At 68.2% G+C, this 26,474-nt stretch carries 23 protein-coding genes; 12 read left to right on the forward strand and 11 right to left on the reverse strand.

The window, feature by feature from the left end; genetic code table 11:
• Nucleotides 1–268 precede the first annotated feature (268 nt).
• Nucleotides 269–1,396, forward strand: coding sequence for a response regulator (locus tag FN976_RS15030; RefSeq protein ID WP_145893859.1), 1,128 nt, complete (start codon nucleotides 269–271; stop codon nucleotides 1,394–1,396).
• Nucleotides 1,393–4,731: a response regulator gene (locus tag FN976_RS15035; protein WP_145893860.1), complete on the forward strand. Its 3,339-nt coding sequence runs from the start codon at nucleotides 1,393–1,395 to the stop codon at nucleotides 4,729–4,731. The genes FN976_RS15030 and FN976_RS15035 overlap by 4 nt, the downstream gene beginning before the upstream one ends.
• A gap of 2 nt (nucleotides 4,732–4,733) precedes the next feature.
• Here the strand turns inward: FN976_RS15035 and FN976_RS15040 are convergent, their stop codons facing one another.
• Nucleotides 4,734–6,476 (reverse strand): IlvD/Edd family dehydratase, encoded by a 1,743-nt coding sequence (locus FN976_RS15040; RefSeq protein WP_145893861.1) that lies wholly within the window; start codon nucleotides 6,474–6,476, stop codon nucleotides 4,734–4,736.
• A 68-nt stretch (nucleotides 6,477–6,544) separates the two neighbouring features.
• Between FN976_RS15040 and FN976_RS15045 the strand changes: the two genes are divergently transcribed.
• The 4 genes from FN976_RS15045 to FN976_RS15060 are packed head-to-tail and all read left to right on the forward strand — an operon-like array spanning nucleotide 6,545 to nucleotide 7,985.
• The gene (locus FN976_RS15045; protein ID WP_145893862.1) at nucleotides 6,545–6,967 is read left to right on the forward strand and encodes a VOC family protein; all 423 of its coding nucleotides are present in this window, start codon (nucleotides 6,545–6,547) and stop codon (nucleotides 6,965–6,967) included.
• Between the two features lie 2 nt (nucleotides 6,968–6,969).
• Nucleotides 6,970–7,170, forward strand: coding sequence for a hypothetical protein (locus FN976_RS15050; protein ID WP_145893863.1), 201 nt, complete (start codon nucleotides 6,970–6,972; stop codon nucleotides 7,168–7,170).
• A gap of 9 nt (nucleotides 7,171–7,179) precedes the next feature.
• Entirely contained in the window at nucleotides 7,180–7,647 is a 468-nt protein-coding gene (locus FN976_RS15055; protein WP_145893864.1) for a metallophosphoesterase family protein, read from the forward strand.
• A gap of 20 nt (nucleotides 7,648–7,667) precedes the next feature.
• Nucleotides 7,668–7,985, forward strand: a complete 318-nt coding sequence (locus tag FN976_RS15060) for a hypothetical protein (RefSeq protein WP_186510916.1) — start codon at nucleotides 7,668–7,670, stop codon at nucleotides 7,983–7,985.
• 2 nt (nucleotides 7,986–7,987) lie between these two features.
• Here the strand turns inward: FN976_RS15060 and FN976_RS15065 are convergent, their stop codons facing one another.
• The 6 genes from FN976_RS15065 to FN976_RS15090 are packed head-to-tail and all read right to left on the reverse strand — an operon-like array spanning nucleotide 7,988 to nucleotide 13,515.
• Nucleotides 7,988–8,524: a 5' nucleotidase, NT5C type gene (locus FN976_RS15065; protein ID WP_186510917.1), complete on the reverse strand. Its 537-nt coding sequence runs from the start codon at nucleotides 8,522–8,524 to the stop codon at nucleotides 7,988–7,990.
• A gap of 13 nt (nucleotides 8,525–8,537) precedes the next feature.
• Nucleotides 8,538–9,815 carry a toll/interleukin-1 receptor domain-containing protein gene (locus tag FN976_RS15070; protein ID WP_145893867.1) on the reverse strand — a complete coding sequence of 426 codons (1,278 nt, stop codon included), beginning with the start codon at nucleotides 9,813–9,815 and terminating at the stop codon, nucleotides 8,538–8,540.
• A 27-nt stretch (nucleotides 9,816–9,842) separates the two neighbouring features.
• Entirely contained in the window at nucleotides 9,843–10,811 is a 969-nt protein-coding gene (locus FN976_RS15075) for a threo-3-hydroxy-L-aspartate ammonia-lyase (RefSeq protein ID WP_145893868.1), read from the reverse strand.
• Between the two features lie 24 nt (nucleotides 10,812–10,835).
• Nucleotides 10,836–11,804 carry a Bug family tripartite tricarboxylate transporter substrate binding protein gene (locus FN976_RS15080; RefSeq protein WP_145893869.1) on the reverse strand — a complete coding sequence of 323 codons (969 nt, stop codon included), beginning with the start codon at nucleotides 11,802–11,804 and terminating at the stop codon, nucleotides 10,836–10,838.
• Nucleotides 11,805–11,821: 17 nt separating this feature from the next.
• A complete protein-coding gene (locus FN976_RS15085) occupies nucleotides 11,822–12,154 on the reverse strand; it encodes an AtuA-related protein (RefSeq protein WP_145893870.1) in 333 nt (110 codons plus the stop codon).
• Nucleotides 12,151–13,515, reverse strand: coding sequence for an acyclic terpene utilization AtuA family protein (locus FN976_RS15090; protein WP_145893871.1), 1,365 nt, complete (start codon nucleotides 13,513–13,515; stop codon nucleotides 12,151–12,153). The genes FN976_RS15085 and FN976_RS15090 overlap by 4 nt, the downstream gene beginning before the upstream one ends.
• A gap of 60 nt (nucleotides 13,516–13,575) precedes the next feature.
• On the opposite strand from FN976_RS15090, the gene FN976_RS15095 reads away from it, so the two are divergent.
• Nucleotides 13,576–14,469, forward strand: a complete 894-nt coding sequence (locus tag FN976_RS15095) for a LysR family transcriptional regulator (RefSeq protein WP_145893872.1) — start codon at nucleotides 13,576–13,578, stop codon at nucleotides 14,467–14,469.
• 69 nt (nucleotides 14,470–14,538) lie between these two features.
• Here FN976_RS15095 and FN976_RS15100 read toward each other — a convergent pair whose 3' ends face one another.
• Genes FN976_RS15100 through FN976_RS15115 form a run of 4 tightly spaced genes read right to left on the reverse strand, consistent with a single transcriptional unit; the run spans nucleotide 14,539 to nucleotide 18,341 of the window.
• Nucleotides 14,539–15,273: a ribonuclease activity regulator RraA gene (locus FN976_RS15100; RefSeq protein ID WP_145893873.1), complete on the reverse strand. Its 735-nt coding sequence runs from the start codon at nucleotides 15,271–15,273 to the stop codon at nucleotides 14,539–14,541.
• A 12-nt stretch (nucleotides 15,274–15,285) separates the two neighbouring features.
• Complete coding sequence (locus FN976_RS15105; RefSeq protein ID WP_255440448.1) at nucleotides 15,286–16,467, reverse strand: CaiB/BaiF CoA transferase family protein; 1,182 nt, start codon at nucleotides 16,465–16,467, stop codon at nucleotides 15,286–15,288.
• Nucleotides 16,460–17,398, reverse strand: a complete 939-nt coding sequence (locus FN976_RS15110; protein ID WP_145893875.1) for a hydroxymethylglutaryl-CoA lyase — start codon at nucleotides 17,396–17,398, stop codon at nucleotides 16,460–16,462. The genes FN976_RS15105 and FN976_RS15110 overlap by 8 nt, the downstream gene beginning before the upstream one ends.
• A gap of 28 nt (nucleotides 17,399–17,426) precedes the next feature.
• Nucleotides 17,427–18,341 carry a LysR family transcriptional regulator gene (locus FN976_RS15115; protein ID WP_145893876.1) on the reverse strand — a complete coding sequence of 305 codons (915 nt, stop codon included), beginning with the start codon at nucleotides 18,339–18,341 and terminating at the stop codon, nucleotides 17,427–17,429.
• Nucleotides 18,342–18,464: 123 nt separating this feature from the next.
• Between FN976_RS15115 and FN976_RS15120 the strand changes: the two genes are divergently transcribed.
• The 5 genes from FN976_RS15120 (at nucleotide 18,465) to FN976_RS15140 (ending at nucleotide 26,458) form a co-directional block, all read left to right on the forward strand.
• Complete coding sequence (locus FN976_RS15120; RefSeq protein ID WP_145893877.1) at nucleotides 18,465–19,301, forward strand: alpha/beta hydrolase; 837 nt, start codon at nucleotides 18,465–18,467, stop codon at nucleotides 19,299–19,301.
• A 146-nt stretch (nucleotides 19,302–19,447) separates the two neighbouring features.
• The gene (locus tag FN976_RS15125) at nucleotides 19,448–20,605 is read left to right on the forward strand and encodes an efflux RND transporter periplasmic adaptor subunit (RefSeq protein WP_145894069.1); all 1,158 of its coding nucleotides are present in this window, start codon (nucleotides 19,448–19,450) and stop codon (nucleotides 20,603–20,605) included.
• Nucleotides 20,602–23,823 (forward strand): efflux RND transporter permease subunit, encoded by a 3,222-nt coding sequence (locus tag FN976_RS15130; RefSeq protein ID WP_145893878.1) that lies wholly within the window; start codon nucleotides 20,602–20,604, stop codon nucleotides 23,821–23,823. Before FN976_RS15125 ends, FN976_RS15130 begins: the two co-directional genes overlap by 4 nt.
• Before the next feature lie 5 nt (nucleotides 23,824–23,828).
• Nucleotides 23,829–25,220, forward strand: a complete 1,392-nt coding sequence (locus FN976_RS15135) for an efflux transporter outer membrane subunit (protein ID WP_145893879.1) — start codon at nucleotides 23,829–23,831, stop codon at nucleotides 25,218–25,220.
• Nucleotides 25,221–25,312: 92 nt separating this feature from the next.
• The gene (locus tag FN976_RS15140; RefSeq protein WP_255440449.1) at nucleotides 25,313–26,458 is read left to right on the forward strand and encodes an extracellular catalytic domain type 1 short-chain-length polyhydroxyalkanoate depolymerase; all 1,146 of its coding nucleotides are present in this window, start codon (nucleotides 25,313–25,315) and stop codon (nucleotides 26,456–26,458) included.
• The last annotated feature ends 16 nt before the right edge of the window (nucleotides 26,459–26,474 follow it).

The following is a 26,474-nucleotide window of genomic DNA, read 5'->3' on the forward strand; positions in this document are numbered from 1 at the left end:
ACTGCTTTGGCTTGGCCTCGACAATAGTGCACCTAGAGTTGAAACCGCCCCAGGGTGGCCGCTGGTCGATCTTGCTACGCTACCGGCAAGCAGGTAGTGGATCGATCCTTGAGCGCTCGGGATGCGAAGTAGGGATCTGGCTCAACCAAGGCACTTGCCATCCTTTCGCCTACTTTTGAACTACTTCCCTCCGACCACGCAAAACCAACGGTAAGATTCCCGTCGGGCCCCCGTCGTACAGTGGGCCAAAACATCAAGGGAAAACCACATGGCACTGATCGTCCTGATGGAGGATGACGCCGCCACGCGCACGTTGGTCGCGACCGTCCTCAAGAAGGACGGCCACGAAGTCCTGGCCGCCGAGAACGGCGCGCAAGGGCTTTCGCTCGTCGAAGAGAGCCGCCCTGCCCTGATCATCAGCGACGTGCAGATGCCGCAGATGACCGGCTTCCAGATGCTGGGCATCCTGCGCCAGAACCCGGCGCTGGCCAGCATCCCCGTCATCCTGCTCACCTCGCTGCAGGAGCGCGCGCACATGCGCATCGGCATGACGACGGGGGCCGACGACTACATCACCAAGCCCTTCAAGCCGATGGAGCTGCGCGAAGCCGTGGCCGCGCAGCTGAACAAGGTGCAGATGCAGGCTTCGCTGCAGGCCTCGGCCATCCAGTCGGCGGTGAGCCTCGCGCTGGAGGAGCAGCGCGACGAGCTGGCGCGCCGCTACGAGTCGCGCCTGGCCACCGAGCTCAGCGAGCGCTGGCCCACCGGCCAGGGCGGCGCCACCGACGAGCGTTTCGACACGGCCACGGTGCTGTTCGTCGACATCCCGCACTACGCGGGCGTGGCCGAGCGCCTGACGGCGCTGGAGCTCACCGAGCTGATCAAGAAGTTCTACGGCAACGCCAACGACACGGCCCACCTGTTCGGCGCGCGCTACATGCAGTTCATCGGCGAAGGCCTGCTCGCCGTGTTCACCGACGACACGAATACCGACACGGTGAACCACGCCTTGCGCGCGGTGCGCACGGCGCTGGGCCTGGTGGAGTCGAGCCGCGGCATCCGCGCCTATCTCGAGGCGCAGTACGCCAGCCGGCGCCTGCCGCCCTTCACCGTGAACGTGGCCGTCAACTCCGGGCCCGTCACGCTCACGCAGCTGGAAGACCCGTTGCACGGCGGCACGCAGGTGCTGCCGGTGGGCGACGTGGTGAGCGCCACGATGTCGCTGCAGAAGGAGGCCGCGCGCCTGGGCTGGCCCATCGCGGCCAGCGTCACCACGCTGCGCGCCGTCACCGGCGCCGTGCAGACCGGGCCGCGCGCCATGCTGGAGCTGCCGGGCCGCTCGCAGCCCATCGACGCGGCCGAACTCACAGGACTCGCTGCACCCATGAAGAGATGAGGCTCGTCCCGCTGCGGCGCATCCTGGCGGCCAGCCTGGTGCTGCTGGCCGCGGTGCCGGCGCTGCTGGTGGCGTGGACGCTCGGGCGGGCCGGTTCGGCCTCGGTGGAGGAGCTGGGCGGGCGCATCCTCACGCACGTGGCCGAGGGCGTGCAGGCCGGCACCGAGAACCAGTTGCAGTCGGCGCACGACGTGCTCAATGGCCTCTTCCCCGAGCGCCTGAACGCGGCGCAGACCGCCAAGGCGCGCGAATGGCTGCGCAACCTGCCGCGCTTCGAGCCCACCGCCTTCGTCATCACGCGCATGTCACCCGAGGTGCCCACCGTGCACTTCGCCAACCTGCGCGGCGAATACTTCGGCGTGGAGGCCATGCCCGAGGCCACCAAGGTGGCCATGCGCGCCATGCACGGCACGGCGCGCAGTTTCTGGCTGGCGCAGGAGCCGGGGGACCGGCGCAAGCCGCTGCCGGTGGACGCTTCCAGCTTCGAGCCGCGCACCACCATCTGGTACAGCGGGGCCATGCAGGCGAAGGACCGCGTGTTCTCGCCGGTGCGCGTGTCGCCCGAGCGCAAGCAGCTGATGGTGAGCCTGTCGCAGCCGGTGTTCGATGCCGATGGCGGCGCGGCCGGCGTGTTCGGGGCCGACTTGTACTTGCAGCGCCTGGCCGAGGTGCTGCGCACCCAGCGCATCAGCGCGCGCGGCGCGGCCTTCGTCATCGACGACAAGAACCAGCTGGTGGCCAGTTCGGCCGGCGATGCTTTGTTCGTGGAATTCCCCGGCGGCTTCGCCCTGCGCACGCCGAAAGACAGCGCCAACACGATCATCCGCGCGGGCTTCTCCGCGCTCGAAGGCCTGCGCGCCCGCAAGTCCGAGGATTCGGTGGCGGCGGACACGCGGCTGCAGCGCCTGCCGCTGGAGAACGACACGCTGCTGATGGTGCAGCGGCCCTTCGGCGAAGCGCTGGGGCTGCGCTGGACGCTGGTGGTGGCGGCGCCGGAGAGCGACTTCACGGGCGAGATCACGAAGGCGTCGAAGCAGGCCGCGACCGGCGGCGTGGTGCTGGTGGCGCTGGGCACGCTCATCGCCTTCCTGCTGGCGCGCGGCATCGGGCGGCGGCTGGGGCGCCTGTCGCTGGCCGCGGAGCAACTGGGGCGCGGCGAGGTGCCGGTGATCCAGGGCGACACGCGCATCCGCGAGGTGCGGCAGTTGTCGCAGGTGCTGCACGACAGCGCGGAGCAGCTGCAGGCGTTCCGCGCGCAGGTGCGCAAAGACGCCGAGGCGCTGCAGCAGGCCAACGAAACGCTGGAGGCGCGGGTGGAGGAGCGCACCGCCGAACTCACCACCTCGCGGGAGGAGGCGCTGGCCGCGGCGCGCGCCAAGGCGGCTTTCCTCGCAACCATGAGCCACGAGATCCGCACGCCGCTGAACGGGGTGGTGGGCATGAGCACCCTGCTGGCCGAGACGCCCTTGAATTCCGAGCAGCGTGACTACCTGGAAACCATCCGGCTCTCCAGCGACCAGTTGCTGGCGGTCATCAACGACATCCTCGATTTCTCCAAGATCGAATCGGGCAAGCTCGAGCTGGAGGAGGAGCCGGTCGCCCTGCGTGCCGCCGTGGAGGAAGCTTGCGACATCGCCGCCCCGCGTGCGCGTGAAAAGGGGCTGGAGCTGATCATCGACATCCCCGAGACGGGGCCGGGCGCGGTGCCGGCGGCGATCAAGGGCGACGTGACGCGGCTGCGCCAGGTGCTCATCAACCTGATCAACAACGCCGTGAAGTTCACGGCCAAGGGCGAGGTGGCGGTGCACGTGCGGCAGCTGAAAGCCGACGACGGCCAGGGCCGCGCGCTGCTGGAGTTCCGCGTCAGCGACACCGGCATCGGCATCCCGCCGGAGCGGGTGAACTCGCTGTTCGAGGCGTTCACGCAGGTGGACGCCTCGACCACCCGCAAGTACGGCGGCACCGGCCTCGGCCTGGCCATCTGCAAGCGGTTGGTGGAGCTGATGGATGGCCAGCTCGGCGTGGAAAGCGATTACGGCAAGGGCTCGACCTTCTGGTTCACTGTGGCCGCGCCGGTGACGGAACTCGCGCCCAGCTTCAGTCCCGCGGATGCGGGGCGGCTGATGGGCGCGCGCGTGCTGGTGGTGGACGACCATGCCACCAACGTGCGCGTGCTCACGCGGCAACTGCAGCTGTGGGACATGCAGGTGGCCACGGCCGAGAGCGCGCGCGAGGCGCTGGATTGGCTGCGCCAGACGGTGGCGCGGCCGGAAGTGATCATCACCGACATGCACATGCCCGACATGGATGGCGTGGCTTTCGCGGCGGCGCTGAAGGACGAGCCGGCCTGGCGCGACATTCCCATCGTGCTGCTCAGTTCCGGCTTCATGCCGGCCGCGCACGAGAGCGCGCAGTTGTTCCAGGCCCGCCTGCTCAAGCCGGCGCGCCAGAGCCAGCTGTTCGAAACCGTGCTGCGCTGCCTGGCGCCGGAGGCCGCCGGTGCGGTGGTGGCGCCCGCCGTCGTGGACAACAAGAAGCACGCGACGGTGCTGGTCGCCGACGACAACGCGGTCAATCTCAAGGTGGCCTGCGCGATGCTGCTCAAGCTGGGCTACGAGGTGCGCACCGCGGCCGACGGGCAGCAGGCGGTGGAAGCCGTGGCCCAGGCCGCGGCGCGCAAGGAACGCATCGCCGCCATCCTGATGGACGTGAACATGCCGGAGCTGGACGGGCTGGAGGCGACGCGGCAGATCCAGTCGGCCTGGGGCGACGAAGCGCCGCCCATCATCGCGGTGACGGCGGCCGCCTCCGACGAGGACCGCGCGCGTTGCGAGGCGGCCGGCATGGATGCCTACCTCACCAAGCCGCTGCAGGTGGCGGCGCTGGCGCAGGCGCTGGAGAAGTGGATCGGGGTGGTGGAGGCGCCCGCTGGGGCGGCGCCGGCTGGCCCTGTCACTGCAGCACCTTCCGCCGCGCCTGCCGTGGAGCCGGCGGCGCCGCTGATGGACTTCAGCCGGCTGGAGGAATTCCGCGAGTTCGACGACGAGGAGCTGACGCTCACGCGCGAAGTGATCGGGCTCTTCACCGCCGACACACCGGCGCGGCTGGAGGCGATCGCCGCGGCGGTGGCGGCGCAGGATGCCGCTGCCCTGGCCGTTGCGGCGCATGCGTTGAAGGGGTCGGCCAGCAACGTGGGGGCGACGGCTCTCCACCTGGCCGCCGGGTCCCTGGAAACGGATGCGAAGGCCGGCTGGCCGGGCGATGCGGCGGAGCGGTCGGCGGAGCTCAATGCGCTGTGGGTCGAGACGCGGAAAGCCATCGAGGGCTGGGCTTGAGGTCAGGCCTTGGGCACGCGCCCCTTGACCCGCGGCTCCCGCAGGAAATCAAAGTCCACCCCCTGGTCCGCCTGGGTCACCGTCTCCAGGAACAGCTTGCGATAGCCGCGCGGCGCAGCCGGCGGTGTCTGCGGTGATTCCTTCGCCCGGCGCGCCAGCTCTTCATCTGTCACCAGCAGCTGCAACTCGCGCCGGCTCACCGACAAGCGGATGCGATCCCCATCGCGCACATAGGCCAGCGGCCCGCCGATCGCCGACTCCGGCGTGACGTGCAGCACGATGGTGCCGAAGGCCGTGCCGCTCATGCGGCCGTCGGAAATGCGCACGATGTCCTTCACGCCCTGCCGCCCCAGCTTGCGCGGAATGGGGATGTAGCCCGCTTCCGGCATGCCGGGCGCACCCTTGGGGCCGATGTTCTGCAGCACCAGGATGTCGTCGGCCGTCACGTCGAGGTCGTCGCTGTCGATGCGGTTGGCCAGGTCTTCCAGACCGGTGAACACAACGGCGCGGCCTTCGTGCTCCATCAGCTTCGGCGCGGCGGCGGACTGCTTGATGATGGCGCCGCCCGGCGCCAGGTTGCCTTGCAGCACGGCGATGCCGCCTTGCGGGTAGATCGGGTTGGCGCGGGTCTTGACGACGTCCTGCGCAAAGGCGGCTGGCGCGTCTTCGAGCTCTTCGCCCAGCGTGCGGCCGGTCACCGTCAGCGCGTCCAGGTGCAGCAGCGGCTTCAGTTCGCGCAGCAACGTCGCCATGCCACCCGCCGCGTGGAAGTGCTCCATGTAGTGCGCGCCGGAAGGCTTCAGGTCCACCAGCACCGGCGTCTCGTTGCCCATGCGGTCGAGCGCCTTCAGGTCGACTTCGAAACCCATGCGCCCCGCGATGGCGGTCAAGTGCACGATGGCATTGGTGGAGCCGCCGATGGCCAGCAGCACGCGCATCGCGTTCTCGAAGGCCTTCTCCGTGAGGATCTTGTCGATGGCGAGGCGCTGCTTCGCCATCTGGACGGCGGCGGCGCCGGTTGCCTCGGCCACGCGCATGCGATCCGCCGTCACGGCCGGCGGCGTCGCGCCGCCCGGCACCGTCATGCCCAGCGCTTCAGCGATGCAGGCCATGGTGCTGGCCGTGCCCATCACCGAGCAGGTGCCGACGCTGGGCACCAGCTGGTTGTTGACCGCGGCGATCTCCTGCGCATCGATCTCCTCCGCGCGGAAGCGGCCCCAGTAGCGCCGGCAATCGGTGCAGGCACCGACGACCTCGCCGCGGTGCGAGCCGGTCAGCATGGAACCGGTGATGAGCTGGATGGCCGGCAGGCCGGCGGAGGCGGCGCCCATCAACTGCGCCGGCACGGTCTTGTCGCAGCCGCCGATCAGCACCACGGCGTCCATCGGCTGCGCCAGCAGCATCTCCTCGGTGTCCATGGACATGAGGTTGCGCAGGTACATGCTGGTCGGCTGCGCGAAGCTTTCGCCGATGGAGATGGTGGGAAACTTCACCGGCAGGCCGCCCGCCAGCATGATCCCGCGCTGCACGGCTTCCAGCAGCTGCGGCATGTTGCCGTGGCAGGGGTTGTAGCCGCTGCCGGTGTCGGTGATGCCGATCACGGGGCGGTCGAGCGCGGCGTCCGTGTACCCAGCGCCCTTGATGAAGGCCTTGCGCAGGAACAGCGAGAACCCGGCGTCGCCATAGTTCACCAGGCCCTTGCGCATGCCCGCGGGCTTGCTACTTTCGTCTTTAGGATCACTCATCCGCACGCCGCCTTTCGAGCCCGGAGACAATGGCGGCTAGCGTACACCTGTCTCACGGAGTTTTCCCCTTGCCCGCCACCCCCCTCTTCCACCTCGCCTTCCCCGTTCGTGACATCGCCGAAGCCCGTCGCTTCTATGGCGACCTGCTGGGTTGCCCCGAAGGCCGCAGCTCCGACGCCTGGGTCGATTTCGATTTCTACGGCCACCAGGTCGTTGCGCACCTGTCGCCCGACGAATGCCGCAACGCGCCGACGGGCGACGTCGACGGCGACCAGGTGCCGGTCCGGCACTTCGGTGTGATCCTCGACATCCCCGCGTGGGAGAAACTGGCCGCCAAGCTGCAGGGCGCCGGAACGAAATTCATCATCGAGCCGCACGTGCGCTTCAAGGGCGAAGTGGGCGAGCAGGCCACCATGTTCTTCCTGGACCCGTCGGGCAATGCCTTGGAGTTCAAGGCCTTCGCCGACATGGGCCAGGTGTTCGCCAAGTAGCCATGGAAAGACGGCGCCTGCGGGTCGGCCAGTCCATCTCGCCCGAGGAATTCGACGAGCTGGACGACGAGCAGCTGGCGCGGCTGGTGCCCAAGGCGTACCGCGATTACTTTCCCGGCAAGGATGCGTGTGCGGAAGGACATTTCTATCTGCACGACGGGACGGCGTGGAGTTTCTATAAAGGTGGGTTGCTGGACGAGTAGCCTGGCGTCATGACCGTGCCCATCCGCGTTGGCGTCATTTCGGACACCCATGACCTCCTCCGGCCGGGCGCCAAGGAGTTCCTGCGCGGAAGCGACCTGATCATCCATGGCGGCGACATCTGCAGTGCAAGTGTCCTCGCGGAGCTTGCGACCATCGCACCAGTGACTGCGGTGCGCGGGAACAATGACAAGGGCGCCTGGGCTCAGCGTCTCCTGAAATCTGAACTCGTCCAGGTCGGCAAGATCTTCGTCTATGTCATCCATGACCTGAACGAGATCGACATCGATCCTGCGGGCGCGGGCGTCAAGGTGGTTGTTTCCGGGCACTCGCACCGCCCCAAGGTCGAAGAGAAGGGCGGCGTCCTCTTCGTCAATCCAGGCAGCGCCGGCCCTCGGCGGTTCAGGTTGCCGATCAGCATTGCCCAAATACTTGTCGACGGCGCCTCGGCTTCAGCCAGAGTGGTGGAGCTGGCGTAGTGCAGAAGCGTGCGAAACCCTTGACGCGAATCGCGCGCTGGAAACCTCTCGGCATCGCCGCGTTCATCGTCGCCGTGCTCATTGCCATCGCGGCGCTTGGCCAACTGTGGATCACCAGGTCCGAGCCCTACGAGCTGGCTCGGGCCCTCTTGGGCGACAAGCTCGGAGTCGCGCCGCACACCATCGGCCTCGATCGCTTTGCCGGGTTCAAATTTTCAGATGGCCCGGACTCGGGGCACGCGCGATTCGTGCTCTGCGGCGCGTCAGGCAAGTGCTTCTTCGTCTTCGCCCAGAAGCTCGAGGGGCGCTGGGCGATCGCCGACCTGATCGAGCGATAGGATCACGGCACCGCCGCATCAGCTCCCTTGTCTCGTAGCCAGGCGGCAATCACAGGTGCCATCGCACCATCGTCGCGAATCCTCCGTCCATTGGACGTCATGCTCTTGTTCCACGGCTGTGCCGGAACGATCGCACGCCCCCCCGGCCAGCAACGCTGCCAGTCTTCCACGTAGGGCAACCAGTCGTCGACCAGCAGGTCGCCAGCCACCAAACTCTTGTCGTCGGTGATGATGACCGGGACGTCCGGAAGGTGCGCCCGGCACCAGGCAACCTTGTCGGCCCACACATGGCCCGGCGCTCGCGGCCCCTTCGTCAGCACCGCCACACGATAGCCGGCCTCCCTCAGCTGGCCGAGGAGCGCGAAGCCAGCCGGCCGCGGCACCAGCTGCAGCCAGAAGCCCGGGGCGGACATGACGTGGAGCCGGCGAACATCGGCACCGAGAGCCGCGTGGGACGAACCCAAACGGGCCAGACCGGCTTCCAGCGCGGGCGTGCATTCCGCCAGGGTATCGCCCAGGTCCACGAGCGCCAGCGGCACGCCCCTGCTCACATCAGCGGACCACATAGACCCGGCGGCGAAACTGCCGCGCGAAGTAGTAGGCCAGACACAGCCTCTCCTGCTCGTTCCGATACCAGAAAAATTCCTGGCCTTCGAACATGAAGCGCTTCTTCAGCGGAGTGCCGGCCGGAGGCTCGCGGCACATGAGCCGCAATGGGGTGCCGGTGCCCATTGCGATACCGGCCTCGATCAAGGTATTGCGGTGATCATCCGACACATCGGCGACCACCAAGGCGGCATGGCGGATCCGGTCGATGATGGCCTTCTGGACATTGTCCTCGGCGAGCCTGACGCCGCGGACACACTCCATGTTGCTTGCCCGTTCGATCACGGAGCTGACAGCGCCCGCCCCGTCCGGGTCGTTTCGAAGCGAGGATGCCCAAAAGATGTACGAACCGGCTCTCTTGCGCGGCCTGGATTTGAGGTACTCGTCGAAGATGTCCAGGTGATCCGCGAGTGCGCGGCGACCTTCGGTCGAGGGTTGGAGTTCGAAGGCGGCGCCACGAAAACTGCTCTGGACCATGTCGGCGGGCACGGCGACACCGGGCTCGACCAGCAGCAGCACCGGCAACTCCTGCTGCAGGCCGAACTGTGCCTCCTCCAGGATGTACGGGGAAGTTGCGGACCCCGGTTGAGTGGGATCGTGTGGCAGCAACGCGACGACACCACGTGTCGTCCGCTGGATGGCTCGGACCCGGTCGTCCGCGAGATGCATGAGGTTCGGCGCGTCGCCGATCAATCGCCAGCCTACGTTACGTAACACCTCCAGGGATTCCCGCGCGAGCGCCGAACGCCTGCTCCAGGGCACGGCCAAATAGACGTCGTGCTCGTTGTCGAATCGATGCGGAACATCAGACGCCAGCGAGCAAAGCAATCGCGCCATGCCGCGGGCGTCCAGCTGCCTCAAATCAATGATCTCCGAGGCCTGAAGCCAAGGGGGCGCTTCCGCGTCGTCCAGGCGCGCACAGACCAACTCGAACCCGTCGTTCGCGCGCTGCTCGTTGAGCGAGACCTCGTATTCGGCCTTGCACCACGTCGAAGCGAGCCAGGCTTTGGACAGGCAGATCAGTGTGCCGCGGCAGTTGCGGATCGCGCCGCTCAGCAGCTCCGAGGAGCGCTGGGCGGCATTGCCCTCTATCGCATCGAACCACAGGCGGAGTCCGCATTTGTCGTCAAGCAACGCAACGATGTCGGCCACCTTCGCGACGTCGGGATGACCGTAGCTGACAAAGAAGTCTTTGTCGCGCTTCTGGAGCTTGATGCCGGGCATGGCGGGATGATGCCTGTCGCCGGCGCTTCAGTCGACCTTTTCAGCGCCCGTGATCAACGCCACAAACCGGTCGATGCCAATGTTCCCCCCGGACAGCGTCACTCCAACCCGCTGACCCGCGAACATCTCCTTGTGCTGCATCAGCGTCGCCAGTGCGCAAGCGCCTGACGGCTCCAGCACGATCTTCATGCGCTCGAAGGCGAAGCGCATGGCTTCCACCACCAGCGGATCGCCAACCGTGAGCACGTCCGTCACCAGCGCCTGGATCACCTCGAACGGGTTCACGCCGACAGCCTGCGTCTGTTGGCCATCGCAGATAGTGCGCGGCACATCGATGCTGACGATGCGGCCCGCCCGCAGCGACTGCTGCATGTCGTTGCCGCGTTCCGGCTCCGCACCATAGACGCGGATCTCCGGGCGCAGGTGCTTGGCCGCGACCGTGCAGCCCGAGAGGAAACCGCCACCGCCGGCGCAGACGATGAGCGAGTCCAGATCAGGGACGTCCTCCAGCAGTTCCAGCGCGCAGGTGCCCTGCCCCGCCATCACCGGCAGGTAGTCGAAGGGCGGGATGAGATTGGCGCCGCGTTCCTCGACCAGCTTGCGGGCGATGGCCGCGCGGTCTTCCTTGTAGCGGTCGTAGATGACGACTTCCGCGCCATAGCCGCGCGTGGCGGCCAGCTTGAGCGCGGGCGCATCATGCGGCATGACGATGGTGGCGGGGCAGCCGTGCAGCCGGGCGGCCAGTGCCACGGCCTGTGCATGGTTGCCCGAGGAGAAGGCGACGACCCCGCGTTGGCGCTGTTCATCGGTCAGCGCGTTGACGGCGTTGTAGCCGCCGCGGAACTTGAAGGCCCCCATGCGCTGGAGGTTCTCGGCCTTCAGGAAGACCTCGCAACCCAGGAGTTCGTCCAGGGTGCGGGAGGTCAGGACGGGGGTGCGGTGGGCAACCCCCTGGATGCGCGCTGCGGCGGCTTGGACGTCTTCGAACTGGAGCATGCGGGCTATTTTGCCCGCACCGCCTCACTGGGGTTCGATCTTGGCGTCCTTGATGGCCTTGCCCCATTTGGCCGTTTCCAGCCGGCCGCGCTGTGCCAGGGCTTCCGGCGTGCCCGGCTCGACCGCGAAACCGATGGCAGCGAACTTGTCCTGCACTTCCTTGCTGTTGGCCGCCGCATTCACGGCCTGGTTCAGCTTGGCGATCACGTCCGGCGGCGTACCGGCGGGCGCGAAAACGGCAAAGTAGGCGATGAGTTCGTAGTCCTTCAGCCCCAGCGCCTCGTTCACGGTGGGCAGCTCCGGGATGGCCGCCGAGCGCTTGGAAGAGGTCACGGCCAGGCCGCGGACCTTGCCGCCCTTCACCTGCGGCAGCATCACGGCGAAGTCGGCGGTGAACATGTTCACCTGGCCGCCGATCAGGTCGGTCATGGCCGCCGGGCCACTCTTGTAAGGCACGTTGGTCATCTTCACGCCCGCCATGCTGGAGAGCATCTCGCTGGAGACCAGTTGCGACGTGCTGGCGCTGGCGAAGGTCACCTGGCCGGGCTTGGCCTTGGCCATGTCGACGAATTCCTTCAGCGTCTTCGCCGGCACGTCGTTATTGATGCCGACGATCAGGGGGACGGATCCCATGTACCCCACGGGCGCGAACGCCGTGTCCTGGTCATAGGGCAGCGTCTTCTGCAGGAACTTCAGCGCGGCATTCGTGCTGTTCGTGCCGATCAGGATGGTGTAGCCGTCCGGCGCGGCCTTGGCGACTTCGGCCGCGCCGAGCATGCCGTTCACGCCGGGCTTGTTGTCCACGACGATGGGCTGGCCCAGCACCTTGACCATCTCGGCGGCGAACGCGCGGCCGATCTGGTCGGTGGCGCTGCCGGGCGCGAACGGCACCACGGCCTTGATCGGCTTGTTGGGGAAGGCCTGGCTGAATGCCAGCGGGCTGAAGAGAACGGTCGCGGCCAGGGTGGCCAGCAGGCGGCGCGGGATGCGCATGGGGAGTCTCCTTGTCGTCATGGGTCAGAAATCGGAATGGGCAGTGTCAGCAGCAGGCTGGCCAGCGTCTTGCCGTGCGCGTCGAGGTTCAACGCGCCGTTCACGCCGCCATCGAGCACGTCGTCGATCACGAAGTTCATCGCGCACAGTTGCGGCAGCAGGTAACGCTTGACCGCTCTGGGGCGGCGGAAAGCGAACAACTGCGCCACGCGTGCCTCGGTGACTTGCTCGACCAGCAACGGCCAGTGGACTGCATCATAGGCAATCACGCTGATGGAGGAGCGGTTGCCCTTGTCGCCCGTGCGCCCATGGGCCAGGGTATGCAGCAGGACGGTACGCGATGCGCTCATTCTGCAAAGCTCCAGCGGGGCTGCAGCCACTGGCGCGGCACCAGGCAGGAGTCGCTGGCCAAGCGCGGCGTCACATGCGTGCGCACGCCGCCCCCGCCGGCGGGGCCGCAGGTGTAGAGCGCCAGCACTTCGCGGGCGATGGCTTCGGCTTCCCCGCGCGTGGCGGTGCTGGCGGCGATGCGCAGGCGGACATCGGGAGCGGAAGGGGGCGGCTGGCCGTCCCACCAGGCCCCGGCGTCGTCGGCGAACACGCTGGTGACGCCGATGAGGTCGCGGCGCAGGGCCAGCGGCGTCAGGCCCAGCGCATGGACGCGCTGCTTCACGACGTCGCCTGCCAATTGCGCGCGGGCCGCGGCGTTGGGGCCGGCATAGGAGATCTCGCCTTCGGCGAGCCAGCCGCCTTCGTAGCAGACGGTCGCCTTCAGGCGCTCCGGTGCGGGTTGGCCCCGGATGCCACGCACTTCCACGCGGTCACCGCCCAGGTCGACCACTTCGGCCTGGCTGATGTCCGCCACGACGTCCGGCGTGAGGTAAGCGGCGGGATCGTGCACTTCGTACAGCAGTTGTTCGATGACGGTGGCGCGGTTCACGATGCCACCCGTGCCCTCGGCCTTGGTCACCACGAAGCCCCCATCCGCGTGAATCTCGACGATGGGGAAGCCCACTTCCGCGAGACGCGGCACGTCCTTGAAACCCGGGTCGGCGAAGTAGCCGCCGGTGACCTGGGCCCCGCATTCCAGCAGATGGCCCGCCATGGTTCCGCAGGCCAGCAGGTCCCAGGCGTCGGCCTTCCAGTCGAAGTGCGCGAGGATGGGCCCCAGGGCCAACGCCGGATCAGCGACGCGGCCCGTCACCACGATTTGCGCGCCGCCGCGCAAGGCTGCGGCGATCTCCTGCGCGCCCAGGTACGCGTTGGCGCTGACCAGCGGACGGTCTCGCAGGGACGGCGGCAGCAATTCGGCCAGCCGATCGGGCGGCAAAGCCGCCTTCAGGTCGTCGCCTTCCACCACAGCAATCTTCAGCGTGCCCAGCCCCAACGAAGCCGCCAGCGCCTGCAGCTTGTGCGCAGCGCCACGAGGGTTGGCCGCGCCGAAGTTGCCGACGATGGGAATGCCGGCCGCGATGCAACGCGCCAGCACGGGCTGCACGAAACGCTCCAGCGAAGGCTCCCAGCCGGCATCGGGGTTGTCGCGGCGCTGCAGTTGGGCCAGCGCCAGCGTGCGTTCGGCCAACGTCTCGAACATCAGCACGGCCGGACCGCCAGCGCGCGCCAGCGTCTCGACCACGGCGACGGCCGCGTCCCAGCGGTCGCCGGAAAAACCGGCGCCGCCCCCGATGCGCAGCATGCCCTTGGAAGCCATGGCCGCATCGTCCGGCACCGCCGGTCATCTGTAAAATGGAATTCTTCGATGAATTGATCGATGCAGCCAATCAATCTCTCGTCCCGCGACCTCGAGGCCTTCCTCGCGCTCGCCGAAGCGCAGCACTTCACTCGCGCCGCCGAGCGCTGCCATCTTTCGCAGAGCGCGTTCAGCCACAAGATCGCGCGCATCGAGAAGGTGGCGGGCGTCGCCCTGTTCGTGCGCTCCACGCGCAACGTCGCCCTCACGCCCGAAGGGGAAGTCTTCGTCGAGGAGGTGCGGCGCATCCAGCAGGACCTGCGGCATGCGTTGGCGCACCTGCAGGATCTCGCCACGCGGCGCGTCGGCAAGGTGGCTGTGGCCGCGTTGCCTTCGGTTGCGGCGGTCTGGATGCCGCAGGTCATCGCGCGCTATCGCGCGGCCAACCCGATGATTCGCGTGCAGCTGTTCGATTCGCTGGCGCAGCGCAGCCTCGACCTGCTTCGGGCCGGCACGGTCGACATGGCGATCACCGCGGGCGGTGACCTGCGGGAGTTCGACCTGACCGAACTGAAGCAGGAACGCTTCTTCCTGGTGTGCCGGCCCGACCATGCACTGGCGCGCAAGCGCTGGGTGACATTGCCGCAACTGGCGGAAGAAGAGTTCATTCACCTCGCGCGCGGCAGCAGCGTGCGCCAATGCATCGACGCAGCCCAGGCGCAGCCGCTCGGGGACGCCGGCGGGCTGGAAGCGGAGCACCTCGCGACCGTTGCTGCGTTGGTGGCGCAAGGCCTGGGCGTGAGCGTCGTGCCGGAACTCACGCTGTTCCACTTCCGCCGCGCCGAGCTGGCCGCGGTGCCGGTGCGCGCGGCCCACCTGGTGCGGCCGATCTACCTGGCGCGTCGCAAGGGCAAGACGCTGTCAGTGGCAGCGCAGGCGATGGTGGCGGAGATCGTCGCGCAGGCGCGCGACTAGAAGTGCTGTCATGCCGGACTTGATCCGGCATCCATGGCGGCGTGTCGACGTGCTCCGATGGATCCCGGATCAAGTCCGGGATGACATTTCTTTCACCCAGGCCGCGTACTTCGCCTTGTTCTCCTCGTTCGGCGGATACAGTCCCGGCAATTTCACGCCCTGCTCCACCTGGCTCATGATCCAGCCTTCCAGCCGTTCCTGCTCCACCGAGGCGGCCAGCACTTCATCCAGCATCGCGGCCGGGATCAGCACCGCCCCGTCCTGGTCCACCACAATGATGTCATTGGGGAACACCGCGACGCCGCCGCAATCGATGGGTTCCTGCCAGCCAACGAATGTGAGTCCGGCCACCGATGCCGGCGCGGCTGTGCCCTGGCACCACACGGGCAGGTGCGTGCCGAGCACGCCGGCCACGTCGCGCACCACACCGTCGGTCACCAGCGCGCCCACGCCGCGCTTCTGCATGCGCGCGCACAGGATGTCGCCGAAAATGCCGGCATCCGTCACGCCCATGGCGCAGACCACGGCGATGCAGCCGGCCGGCATTTCCTCGATGGCCGCTCGGGTCGAGATCGGCGAGCCCCAGGAAGCCGGCGTCGCCAGGTCCTCGCGCGCCGAGACGAAGCGCAGCGTGAACGCGCGTCCCACGATGCGCGGATAGCCCGGCGCGAGCGGCCGCGTGCCGCGGATCCACACATTCCGCAGCCCGTGCTTGAGCAGCACGGTGGTGAGCGTGGCGGTCGAAACGCCTTGCAGCGCACGCACCACGTTGTCGTCGAGGGGCTGGGATTCCACAGCGGCCATGGCCGGTCTCCTTCAGGTTTTCGTGAGTCGATCGATCTCTTCAGGCGAGTAGCCCAGCTCGGCGAGCAGTTCCCGCGTGTGCTCACCCGGGCGCGGCGGATTGAGCCGGACACCGGGACGCTCGCCATCCAGCGTCAGCGGCAGCAGCACGGTGCGCGTCTCACGGCCATCAGGCAGCGTGATGGGTGCCAGGCCGCCGGTGGCTTGCAGGTGCGGATCGTCCAGCAGGTCCTCCGGCTTGGTGATGGGTGCGAAGGGCAAGGCATGCCTCTCGAACATGGCGGAGAGCTCGGCGACACCGTATCTGGCGATGCGCTCGCGCAGCATCGGGATCAGCCACTCGCGCGCCACCACGCGCTCGTTGTTCGTCTTCAGCCGCGCGTCGTCCTTGAGGTCGGCGAATCCGAAGGCGTCGCAGAACACGGCCCACTGCGAATCGCTCACGACCGCCAGGAAGATCTGCTCACCACCGCGCGCCTGGAACACGTCGTACACGGCCCAAGCCGAAATGCGGGCCGGCATGGGTGCCGCAGGCTTTCCCGTGACCGCGTACTGCATCATGTGCTGCGCCACCAGGAACACGTTGTTCTCGAACAGGGCGGACTGCACCTCCTGCCCATGCCCGGTCTTCTCCCGCTGCGCCAGCGCCGCCATCACACCGATGGCACCGAACATGCCACCCATGATGTCGTTGACGCTGGTTCCCGCCCGTAGCGGGTCGCCGGGGCGGCCCGTCATGTAGGCGAGCCCGCCCATCATTTGCACCACTTCATCGAGCGCCGTGCGGTGGTCGTAGGGACCCGGCAGGAAGCCCTTGTGGCTGACGTAGACCAGCCGCGGGTTCAGCTGCTTCAGGCTGGCGTAATCCAGCCCCAGCTTCTTCATGGTGCCGGGCTTGAAGTTCTCGCTGACCACGTCGGCGGTGGCAACCAGGCGCAGCGCGGCTTCGCGGCCTTCAGGTGATTGCAGGTCGAGCGCGATGCTCTTCTTGTTGCGGTTGAACAAGGCAAAGAATCCGGCCCCGGAGCCCAGCAGACGCCGGGTGTTGTCGCCGGCCAATGGCTCGACCTTGATGACCTCTGCCCCCAGGTCGGCCAGGACCATGCCGCAGGTCGGGCCCATCACCATGTGGGTGAACTCGACGACGCGCAGGCCGGCATAAGGAAGCGTATTCGGCAGCGTGTTCTCAGGCATGCGCATGTCCCTGCACGAAGCCCTTGGGCAGGCCCGCTTCGGGCGTCATGCCGTACACCGGCTCGCCCGGCAAGCCAGCTTGCAAAGGCGCACGCGCCGCCATGAGATTTTCCAGATCGATGCCGGTGTGCACACCCATGGCCTCGAACATGAACACCAGGTCTTCGGTGACGACATTGCCGGAAGCGCCGGGCGCATAGGGACAACCACCCAGGCCGCCCAGCGACGCATCGAAAGTGCGCACACCGACGTCGTAAGCCGCAAGGCAGTTCGCCAACCCCAGCCCGCGAGTGTTGTGCATGTGGGCCGCGCCCGTCTTCTCGCCGATCTCGGCGCGCACGCGCTGGAAGAGGCGTCTCACCTGCGCGGGGTTGGCCATGCCAGTCGTGTCGGACAGCCCGCATTCGTCGACGCCCGCCGCGGCTACCTGGGCCGCCAGCCAGACGACGTCGTCTTCCTTCACGTCGCCTTGCAACGTGCAACCGAACGCCGTGGAGAGGCCAGCCTCGACCAGCACGTCCGGCGCGGCCCCGTCGCGCAGCCGGACGATGGTCCGCACCTCTTCCACCATCTCTTCGCGCGTCTTGCGCACGTTGGCAAGCGAATGCGCTTCGCTGGCGGACACCGGAATGGTGATCTTGCGCACGCCGGCCGCCAGCGCCGCCTGGGCGCCGCGCAGGTTGGGCACCAGCGCCATCACCGTCCAGCCGGGCAATGCGAGCGCATGCCGCACGACTTCCGCCGCGTCCGCCATCTGCGGCAACAGCTTGGCCGGAACGAAGGACGCGACTTCGATCTCGCGGATGCCTGCCGCGTGCAGCGCCGTGATCCAGGCGAACTTGTCGGGCGTGGCCATGACCGCACGCACGGACTGCAGGCCGTCGCGCGGGCCCACTTCGCTGATCAGGACTTCGGGTTCCCGGGCTGTCATCCGCCCATTCTGCCGGAGCGCGGTGTGTTCAGCTCCGGTGAAGGTGCGGGTGCTTCGCGAACAACTCAGCCGTCCACTCGACGAAAGCTCTCACCTTGGCGCTCAGGTGGCGATTCGGCGGGTACACCACATGCAGCGGAATGGCAGGTCGCGTCCACTCCGTGAGCACTTCGACCAGCTCGCCGCTCGCGAGATGCGGTGCCGCGCTGAACACCACCGTTTGCGAAACGCCCAGCCCCGCGAGTACAGCCGCCAAGTGCGCATTCGATTCATTGACCGCCACGCTGTAGCGCCCGCTGATCTCCAGCATCTCGCCGTCCTTCACGAACTCGTGTGGGAACGGGCGCCCCGTGCGCGGCGAGAAGTAGTTGACCGTGGTGTGCTTGTCTTCCAGCTCCAGCGGATGGCGCGGCGTGCCATGGCGCTTCAGGTAGTCCGGTGTCGCCACCGTCACCAGCGACATGTTGCCGATGCGCCGCGCCACCAGCGACTGCTCGACCAGATCGCCGCCGCGAATCACGCAATCGACGTTGTCGCCGATCAGGTCCACCGGCCGGTCGCCCACGCCCAGGTCGAGCTGGATCTCCGGGTAGCGGCGGAAGAATTCCGGCAGCGCGGGGATGATGATCAGGCTGGCGACCGACGAGCCGACGTCGACCCGCAGGCGCCCGCTCGGGTTGGCTTGCGCATTGCTCATGCTGGCCTCGATGTCGTCGAGGTCGTTGAGCACGCGCGCCGTGCGCTCGTAGTAGGCCGCGCCGTCCGGCGTGACGGTCACCCGCCGCGTCGTGCGATTCAGCAGCTTGACGCGCAACCGAGTCTCCAGGTGCTGGACGAACTTGGTCACCGTGCCCTTGGGCAAGTCCAGCGATTCGGCGGCGCGGGTGAAGCTGCCGGCTTCCACCACGCGGGCGAACACGCGCATCGACTGAATCTGGTCCATCTTCTTTTTCTTCCAGTTCTTCCCGATTCCGGGAATTCAAGGCCGCGATTGTTCACCCGGTGGAAACAGACAACTGGCAGGAGCCCGCTTTATCCGCAGATTCGTTGTGCCTATATTCGAACCATGCCTTCCACCGTGTCCCTGCCCGCCGTGCCCGAGTCCGACAGCGTCGTCGCGCTGGCCGGCCATGGCGATGTGCGCATGCGCCAGTACGGTGCCAAGCGCCGTGGGGACCGGGAGCGTGCGCTGGTCCTGCACTTCCACGGCGGCGCTTTCGTCGAGGGCGACCTGGACAGCGGCGCCTGCCTGGCACGCCTGCTGGCCGAGGCGGATGCGGTCGTGTTGTCCGTCGATTACCCCCTCGCCCCCGCGAATCCGTTTCCGCAGGCCGTGGAAACCGGATATGCGGCGCTGGAGTGGCTTTACAAGAGCCGCGCGCAGCTCGCCGGCAAGGAAGCCCGCGTGTTCGTCGCCGGCGAGGAAGCCGGCGGCAACCTGGCCGCTTCCGTGGCGTTGGTGGCACGCGACCGTGCGCATCCTCCGCTGGCCGGCCAGTTGCTGGTGGCGCCCATGCTCGATCCGTGCACCGGCACGGCTTCGCTGCGCGAAGCCACCTGCGACTTCGCCGGTTGCAAATTCACTGAAGGCTGGCGCAAGTACCTGCGCAGCCCGATGGATGCCGAACACCCTTACGCAGTCCCCGGCCGCGCTTTGCGCCTCGCCGGGCTGCCCCCTACGCTGGTGCTGACCGGTGGTGACGATCCGATGCGGGACGAAGCGCTGACCTATGCGCGGCGCCTGCAGGAGGCCGGCATCCCCGTGCGCAGCGGCCTGCTGCCGCCCAACACCGGTTGGCCCGAATCGCTGGGCGAAACCGGCGCCGAAATGTGCGCCTGCGCGGACACGGTCCGTGAGCACCTGCGCGGCTTCCTCTACGCACCGACGCCGCCGCCCACCTAAGCGCGCCTCGCAACCCTCCCCTTGACGTTGACATCGTGTCAAGCCCGAGATTCGCGGGCCTGGCCAGCCCCTGCTTTGCCCGAACAAGAACCGAGAAGGAAAGAAACTTGAAACTCCACGTCTACTCCCGTTCCCGTCCCTGGTGGATGGCCACCGGTGCCATCGCCGCCGCCACGGCTGCGACGATGGCGATCGTGTTCGGCCTGCCCAGCGGCAAGGCGCAGGCCACGGCCGCCGCCGGCGCGCCCCAGGCCATTCCTGTCTCCGTGGCCACCGTCGCCGAAAGCGACGTGACCGCCTGGGACGAATTCTCCGGCCGGCTCGAAGCCGTTGAACGTGTCGAAGTGCGCTCGCGGGTGGCCGGTGCCGTGCTTGCCACGCATTTCCGCGAAGGCGCACTGGTGCACAAGGGCGACCTGCTGGTCAGCATCGATCCGGCGCCGTACCAGGCCGATGTGGAAAAGGCCGAAGCCCAGGTGGCTGCCGCCGAAGCGCGCGTCGCCCACACCACGAGCGAATTCACGCGCGCGCAGCGCCTGTGGGAAGACCGGGCGATCGCGCAGCGCGAACTGGACGAGCGCCAGAACGCGCGTCGCGAGGCGGAGGCCAACCTGCGCGCCGCGCAGGCGCAGTTGCAGAGCGCGCGCCTGAGCCTGAGCTACACACAGGTGCGCGCGCCCATCGCCGGACGCATCGGCAAGGTGGAAGTGACGGCCGGCAACCTCGTCGCCGCGGGCCCTGGTGCGCCGGTGCTGACCACGCTCGTGTCCGTCAGCCCGATCTACGCCAGCTTCGACGCCGACGAACAGGTGATCGCCAAGGCGCTGAAGGACCTGCACACCGGCGCCAGCGCCCGCCAGCTGATAGCACGCGTGCCGGTGCAAATGGGCACGGCGGCATCGGCGGACACGCCGCACCGCGGCCGCCTGCAACTGATCGACAACCAGGTGGACGCCAAGAGCGGCACGGTGCGCGTGCGCGCCGCCTTCGACAACGCCGATGGCGCTTTGATGCCCGGCCAGTTCGCCCGCATCCGCATGGGCCAGCCGCAGACCGGCCGCGCCGTGCTGGTGAGCGAGCGCGCCGTGGGCACCGACCAGGACAAGAAGTACGTGCTGGTGGTGGGCACGGGCGACAAGGCCGAATACCGCGAGGTGACGCTGGGCGCGCCGGTGAACGGCCTGCGCGTGGTGCAGAGCGGCCTGAAGGGCGGCGAGCGCATCGTCGTGAACGGCCTGCAGCGCGTGCGCCCCGGCGCCGTGGTGCAGCCGCAAGCGGTGCCGATGGAAGGGAAGGCGGGATGAACTTCTCCAAGTTCTTCATCGACCGGCCGATCTTCGCCGGCGTGCTGTCGGTGCTGATCTTCCTGGCCGGGCTGATCGCGTTGCGCGGGCTGCCGATCTCGGAATATCCCGAGGTCGTGCCGCCTTCGGTGGTGGTGCGGGCGACGTATCCCGGCGCCAACCCCAAGGTGATCGCCGAAACGGTGGCGACGCCGCTGGAAGAAGCCATCAACGGTGTCGAAGGCATGCTCTACATGAGCAGCCAGGCCACCACCGACGGCCTGATGACGCTCAACGTCACCTTCAAGCTCGGTACAGATCCCGACAAGGCGCAGCAACTGGTGCAGAACCGCGTGGCGCAGGCCGAGCCGCGACTGCCCGAAGAAGTGCGCCGCCTGGGTCTCGCCACAGTCAAGAGCACACCCGACATCACGATGGTGGTGCACCTGGTGTCGCCCAACGGCCGCTACGGCATGGATTACCTGCGCAACTACGGCGTGCTGAACGTGCGCGACCGGCTGGCACGTATTCAGGGCGTGGGCCAGGTCGCCATCTGGGGCGGCGGCGAATACGCGATGCGGATCTGGCTGGATCCACAGAAGGTCGCGCAGCGCGGCTTGGCGGCCAGCGACGTGGTGAAGGCGATCCGCGAGCAGAACGTGCAGGCCGCCGTCGGCGTCGTCGGCGCTTCGCCCGGGATGCCGGGCGTGGACCTGCAGCTCTCCGTGAATGCGCGGGGCCGGCTGCAGAACGAGGAGGAATTCGGCGACATCGTCGTCAAGACCGGCACCGACGGCGCCGTCACGCGGCTGCGCGACATCGCCCGCACCGAACTGGGCGCCGCCGACTACTCGCTGCGTTCATTGCTGAACAACGACGCGGCCGTCGGCATCGGCGTGTTCCAGGCGCCGGGCTCGAACGCGCTGGACATCTCCTCGCAGGTGCGCGCCACCATGGACGAGATCTCCAAGTCGATGCCGGAAGGCGTCGAGTACCGGATCGCCTACGACCCGACGCAGTTCGTGCGCGCCTCGATCAAGTCGGTCGTGCAGACCTTGATCGAGTCCATCCTGCTGGTGGTCCTGGTCGTCATCCTGTTCCTGCAGACCTGGCGCGCCTCGATCATCCCGCTGCTGGCGGTGCCGGTGTCGGTGGTCGGCACGTTCGCCGTGCTCCACCTGCTCGGGTTCTCGATCAACGCGCTCAGCCTTTTCGGGCTGGTGCTGGCGATCGGCATCGTGGTGGACGACGCCATCGTCGTCGTGGAGAACGTGGAGCGCAACATCGAAGGCGGGCTGTCGCCGCGCGAGGCGACCTACCAGGCGATGAAGGAAGTGTCCGGTCCTATCGTCGCCATCGCGCTGGTCCTGGTCGCCGTGTTCCTGCCGTTGGCTTTCATCAGCGGGCTCACCGGCCAGTTCTACCGCCAGTTCGCGGTGACCATCGCGATCTCCACGGTGATCTCGGCGATCAACTCGCTGACCTTGTCGCCCGCGCTGGCCGCCCTGCTGCTGCGCGGTCACGACGCGCCCAAGGACGCGTTGACGCGCGGCATGGACCGTGCCTTCGGCTGGCTGTTCCGTGGCTTCAACCTCGTGTTCCAGCGCGGCGCCACCAGCTACAGCGGCGGCGTGCGCGGCGCTGTCAAACGCAAGGCCGTGATGTTCGGCGTCTACCTGGTGCTCGCCGTCGCGACGGTGGGCCTGTTCAAAATCGTGCCCAGCGGCTTCGTCCCGGCGCAGGACAAGCAGTACCTGATCGGATTCGCCCAGTTGCCTGACGGTGCCACGCTCGACCGGACGGAGGAAGTGATCCGCCGCATGGGCGAGATCGCCGAGAAGAACCCGAACGTGGAAGGCACGCTGGCCTTCCCGGGGCTGTCCATCAACGGGTTCACCAACAGTTCCAACTCCGGCATCGTGTTCGCCATGCTCAAGCCGTTCGACGAACGCAAGCGCGCAGACCAGAGCGGGGGCGCGGTCGCCGGCCAGTTGAACCAGGCCTACGCGGGCATCCAGGACGCGTTCATCGTGATGTTCCCGCCGCCGCCCGTGCAGGGCATCGGCACGACAGGCGGCTTCAAGCTGCAGCTGGAAGACCGCGGCTCGCTCGGCTACGAAGCGATGGACGGCGCGGTGAAGGCGTTCATGGCCAAGGCCTACCAGACGCCCGAGCTGGCCGGCATGTTCACCAGCTGGCAAGTCAATGTGCCGCAGCTCTTCGCCGACATCGACCGCACCAAGGCGCGGCAGCTCGGCGTGGCGGTGACGGACGTGTTCGACACCATGCAGACCTACCTGGGCAGCCTCTACGTGAATGACTTCAACAAGTTTGGCCGCACGTACAGCGTGCGGGTGCAGGCGGATGCCCCATATCGGGCCCGCGCTGAAGACATCGGCGCGCTGAAGGTGCGTTCGTCTTCGGGCGAGATGGTGCCGCTCTCCGCGCTGATGAAGGTCCAATCCAGCTTCGGCCCGGAACGTGCCATGCGCTACAACGGCTACCTCACCGCCGACATCAACGGCGGGCCGGCGCCCGGCGTCTCGTCGGGCCAGGCCCAGGCGGCCATCGAGCGCATTGCCGCGGAGACGCTGCCCAAGGGCATCGCTTTCGAGTGGACGGACCTCACCTACCAGGAGATCCTGGCCGGCAATTCCGCGGTGTGGGTATTCCCGCTCGCCATCCTGCTGGTGTTCCTGGTGCTGGCCGCGCAGTACGAGAGCCTGACGCTGCCGCTCTCCATCCTGATGATCGTCCCCATGGGCCTGTTTGCGGCAATGACGGGCGTCTGGCTGGCAGGCGGGGAGAACAACGTCTTCACGCAGATCGGGCTGATGGTGCTGGTGGGGTTGTCCGCGAAGAACGCGATCCTGATCGTGGAGTTCGCGCGCGAACTGGAGTTCGCCGGCCGCACGCCCGTGCAGGCCGCGCTGGAGGCGAGCCGGCTGCGCCTGCGCCCCATCCTCATGACCTCGCTGGCGTTCGTCATGGGCGTGCTGCCCCTCGTGCTCTCCAGCGGCGCCGGCTCCGAGATGCGCCAGGCGATGGGCATCGCGGTGTTCGCCGGGATGATCGGCGTCACTGCGTTCGGCCTGTTCCTCACGCCCGTGTTCTACGTCGCGCTGCGCGCCCTCACCGGCAACCGGCCGCTCAAGCTGCATGGCACCGTGCCGCAGCCCGAAAGCTTTGGTGGCGGCGCCTCCGCCCGCCCCGTGGTAGCCGCGCCGCACCAGGAATGAATCACATGAACCAACTCAGATTGCTCCCGCTGGCCACCGCGTTGCTGCTGGCCGGCTGCGCCACCGCGCTGCCCGAGTTGCCCGCCTCACCGCAGGCGCCCGCGCAGTTCAAGCGAAGCGCGCAACCGTGGACCGTGGCGGCCCCCGCCGAAGCCCAGGACCGCGGCACCTGGTGGAAGGCCTTTGCCGACCCTGTGCTGGATGACCTGGTGATGCGCGCCGGCGCGGGCAACACCAGCATCCAGGAAGCCGCCGCGCGCCTGGCCCAGGCGCGCGCGCTGGTGCGCAACGCGCAGGCGGACCGCATGCCGCAGATCGGCGTGGGGGCCGGCGCAACGCGCCAGGCTGGCGCGAACACCGCAGCCGGCGCGGCGCCTGGCACCCTGCTGCAAGCCGGCGCAAGCCTGTCGTACGAAGTCGACCTCTTCGGGCGGCTCGCACGCAGTCAGGACGCCGCGACCCTCGATGCCCAGGCGCGCGAGGCCCTGCTGCAAAGCACGCGCCTGCTGGCGCAGGCCGAGACGGCACAGACCTATCTGGCCGTGCGTGCGCTGGATGTCGAGCGGGCCCTGGTGCGCGAAACCATCACAGCGCATGCCGACACGCTGCGGCTCACGCAGCGGCGTTTCCAGGCCGGTGACATCGCCGAGCTGGATGTGGTGCGCGTGCAGTCGGAGCTGGCGGCGACCGAAGCGGAGCTGCTGGCGCTGGACCGCCAGCGTGCGCAGACGGAGCACGCGCTCGCGGTGCTCGTCGGTGAAGTCGCCTCGGGCTTCACCTTGCAGGAAGCGCCCGACTGGCGCACGGCCTTGCCTGTGATCCCACCTGGCGTCCCAGCCACCGTGCTCACCCGCCGTCCTGACGTCGCGGCGGCGCAAGCCTCGCTGCTCGCGGCGCAAGCCCGTGTCGGCATTGCACAGGCCGCATGGTTCCCCGGCATCACGCTGACTGCCGACGGCGGCTTCGCGTCGCCCGAACTCGGCGACCTGTTCAAGTGGTCGGCGCGCGCGTGGAGCATCGGCGCCTTGCTCTCGCTGCCGATCTTCGATGGCGGGCGGCGTGAGGCCGGGGTGCAAGGCGCGCAAGGCCGGCTCGACGAAGCGCTGGCGGTCTATCGCGGCAACGTACTCGTCGCGTTCCGCGACGTGGAGGACCAGCTGGCCGCCTTGCGGCTGCTGCACGAGCAGGCAGGCGCCCAAGGCCGCGCCGTGGACGCGGCGCGCCGGGCCACCACGCTTTCGGACACCCGCTACCGCAGCGGCCTGGTGAGCCAGCTGGAACTGCTGGACGCGCGCCGCAGCGAGCTGCGCAACCGCCGCCAGGCCCTGCAGGTGCGTTCGAGCCAGTACCAGGCGACAGTCGGCCTGATCCGGGCGCTGGGCGGCGGCTGGGGGTAGGACGCCGCCCAATTGCTTGCAGCGGCCTTGCAACCGCGCCCGGAAGCCCGAGATGGGAGTATTGTTGCACCGCAACATACTCGAAGGAACAGATGTACACCCCTCTCGAAGACATGACGGACGCCACCCGGCTCACCCGGCAGGGCAAGCTGGCGGAAGCGACGCGGCTCATCCAGCGCGCGCTGCAGGGGCTGCGTGCCCCCAAGCCCGCAACGGAACAAGCTGAGCCGCGGGCCGCGAACCCCGCTGCGCCGATGGCGCACGTGCTCCCCGAAGTCGAGGACGTTGCCTTCCGCGAACTCCCGGCGCAACCCGACATCGCGCGCCCCGAGCCAGAACCTGCGCCCGCCGACACCGTGCACCGCCCGGGTGCCTTCGACAGCCACGTCTTCATTTCCGGCGGCAAGAGCTACAACTACCGCCTCTTCACGCCCGATGCCGCCGCCGGCACGGCCCAAGGACCCCGCCCCGTGCTGGTGCTGCTGCACGGCTGCAAGCAGGACGCCGCCGATTTCGCGGCCGGTACGGCCATGAACGTCCTGGCCCAGGAGCAGCAGTGCATCGTGGTCTACCCCGAGCAGCTGCGCAGCGCCAACCAGATGGGTTGCTGGAACTGGTTCGAACCGGCGCACCAGCGGCGCGGCAGCGGCGAGCCGGAGATGATCGCCTCGCTCGCCCGCCAGGTGGTCGAGCAGCACGGCGGGGACGCCGGCCGCGTGTATGTCGCGGGCCTTTCGGCCGGTGGGGCGATGGCGACGATCGTCGCGCAGCTCTACCCTGACGTGTTCGCGGCAGTGGGCGTGCATTCGGGGCTGGGCCCCGGCTCCGCGAACGACGTCGTGTCGGCTTTCGCCGCCATGCGCAAGGCGCAACGCAAGACGGGTGCGCCGCGGCAAGCCGCCGCGGCCCTGCCGACGATCGTGTTCCACGGCAGCGCCGACAAGACCGTGCATCCGTCGAACGGCAGCCAGATCGTGCAGGAAACGGTGGCGGCGTTGAAGTCCGGCGGCGAACTGAAACGCGTACTGACGAAGTCGACCGAAGGTGACCGCGCCGCGATGCGCACGTCCTACAGCCGCGACGATGGCACCGTCATGCTCGAATACTGGGAAGTGGCCGCGGGCCCGCACGCCTGGTCGGGCGGCGACGCGGCGGGGTCGTACACGGATCCGTCGGGGCCTTCCGCTTCCGCGGCCATGCTGCGCTTCTTCCTGCGGCACCGGCGCCCCGCTTCCTAGGCGCGCACCCGGCTGT

This window comes from Caenimonas sedimenti (assembly GCF_007833165.1).
In the GTDB taxonomy this organism is placed as follows: Bacteria; Pseudomonadota; Gammaproteobacteria; order Burkholderiales; family Burkholderiaceae_C; genus Ramlibacter; species Ramlibacter sedimenti.

Bases quoted from the DNA above. Each gene is read 5' to 3' on its own strand.
- FN976_RS15130 (WP_145893878.1), top strand. From the start codon at position 20,602: ATGAACTTCTCCAAGTTCTTCATCGACCGGCCGATCTTCGCCGGCGTG.
- FN976_RS15070 (WP_145893867.1), bottom strand. From the start codon at position 9,815: ATGCCCGGCATCAAGCTCCAGAAGCGCGACAAAGACTTCTTTGTCAGC.
- FN976_RS15090 (WP_145893871.1), bottom strand. From the start codon at position 13,515: ATGGCTTCCAAGGGCATGCTGCGCATCGGGGGCGGCGCCGGTTTTTCC.
- FN976_RS15100 (WP_145893873.1), bottom strand. From the start codon at position 15,273: ATGGCCGCTGTGGAATCCCAGCCCCTCGACGACAACGTGGTGCGTGCG.
- FN976_RS15080 (WP_145893869.1), bottom strand. From the start codon at position 11,804: ATGCGCATCCCGCGCCGCCTGCTGGCCACCCTGGCCGCGACCGTTCTC.
- FN976_RS15135 (WP_145893879.1), top strand. From the start codon at position 23,829: ATGAACCAACTCAGATTGCTCCCGCTGGCCACCGCGTTGCTGCTGGCC.
- FN976_RS15050 (WP_145893863.1), top strand. From the start codon at position 6,970: ATGGAAAGACGGCGCCTGCGGGTCGGCCAGTCCATCTCGCCCGAGGAA.
- FN976_RS15055 (WP_145893864.1), top strand. From the start codon at position 7,180: ATGACCGTGCCCATCCGCGTTGGCGTCATTTCGGACACCCATGACCTC.
- FN976_RS15035 (WP_145893860.1), top strand. From the start codon at position 1,393: ATGAGGCTCGTCCCGCTGCGGCGCATCCTGGCGGCCAGCCTGGTGCTG.
- FN976_RS15095 (WP_145893872.1), top strand. From the start codon at position 13,576: ATGCAGCCAATCAATCTCTCGTCCCGCGACCTCGAGGCCTTCCTCGCG.
- FN976_RS15075 (WP_145893868.1), bottom strand. From the start codon at position 10,811: ATGCTCCAGTTCGAAGACGTCCAAGCCGCCGCAGCGCGCATCCAGGGG.
- FN976_RS15115 (WP_145893876.1), bottom strand. From the start codon at position 18,341: ATGGACCAGATTCAGTCGATGCGCGTGTTCGCCCGCGTGGTGGAAGCC.
- FN976_RS15030 (WP_145893859.1), top strand. From the start codon at position 269: ATGGCACTGATCGTCCTGATGGAGGATGACGCCGCCACGCGCACGTTG.
- FN976_RS15085 (WP_145893870.1), bottom strand. From the start codon at position 12,154: ATGAGCGCATCGCGTACCGTCCTGCTGCATACCCTGGCCCATGGGCGC.
- FN976_RS15125 (WP_145894069.1), top strand. From the start codon at position 19,448: ATGGCCACCGGTGCCATCGCCGCCGCCACGGCTGCGACGATGGCGATC.
- FN976_RS15120 (WP_145893877.1), top strand. From the start codon at position 18,465: ATGCCTTCCACCGTGTCCCTGCCCGCCGTGCCCGAGTCCGACAGCGTC.
- FN976_RS15110 (WP_145893875.1), bottom strand. From the start codon at position 17,398: ATGACAGCCCGGGAACCCGAAGTCCTGATCAGCGAAGTGGGCCCGCGC.
- FN976_RS15105 (WP_255440448.1), bottom strand. From the start codon at position 16,467: ATGCCTGAGAACACGCTGCCGAATACGCTTCCTTATGCCGGCCTGCGC.
- FN976_RS15040 (WP_145893861.1), bottom strand. From the start codon at position 6,476: ATGAGTGATCCTAAAGACGAAAGTAGCAAGCCCGCGGGCATGCGCAAG.
- FN976_RS15140 (WP_255440449.1), top strand. From the start codon at position 25,313: ATGTACACCCCTCTCGAAGACATGACGGACGCCACCCGGCTCACCCGG.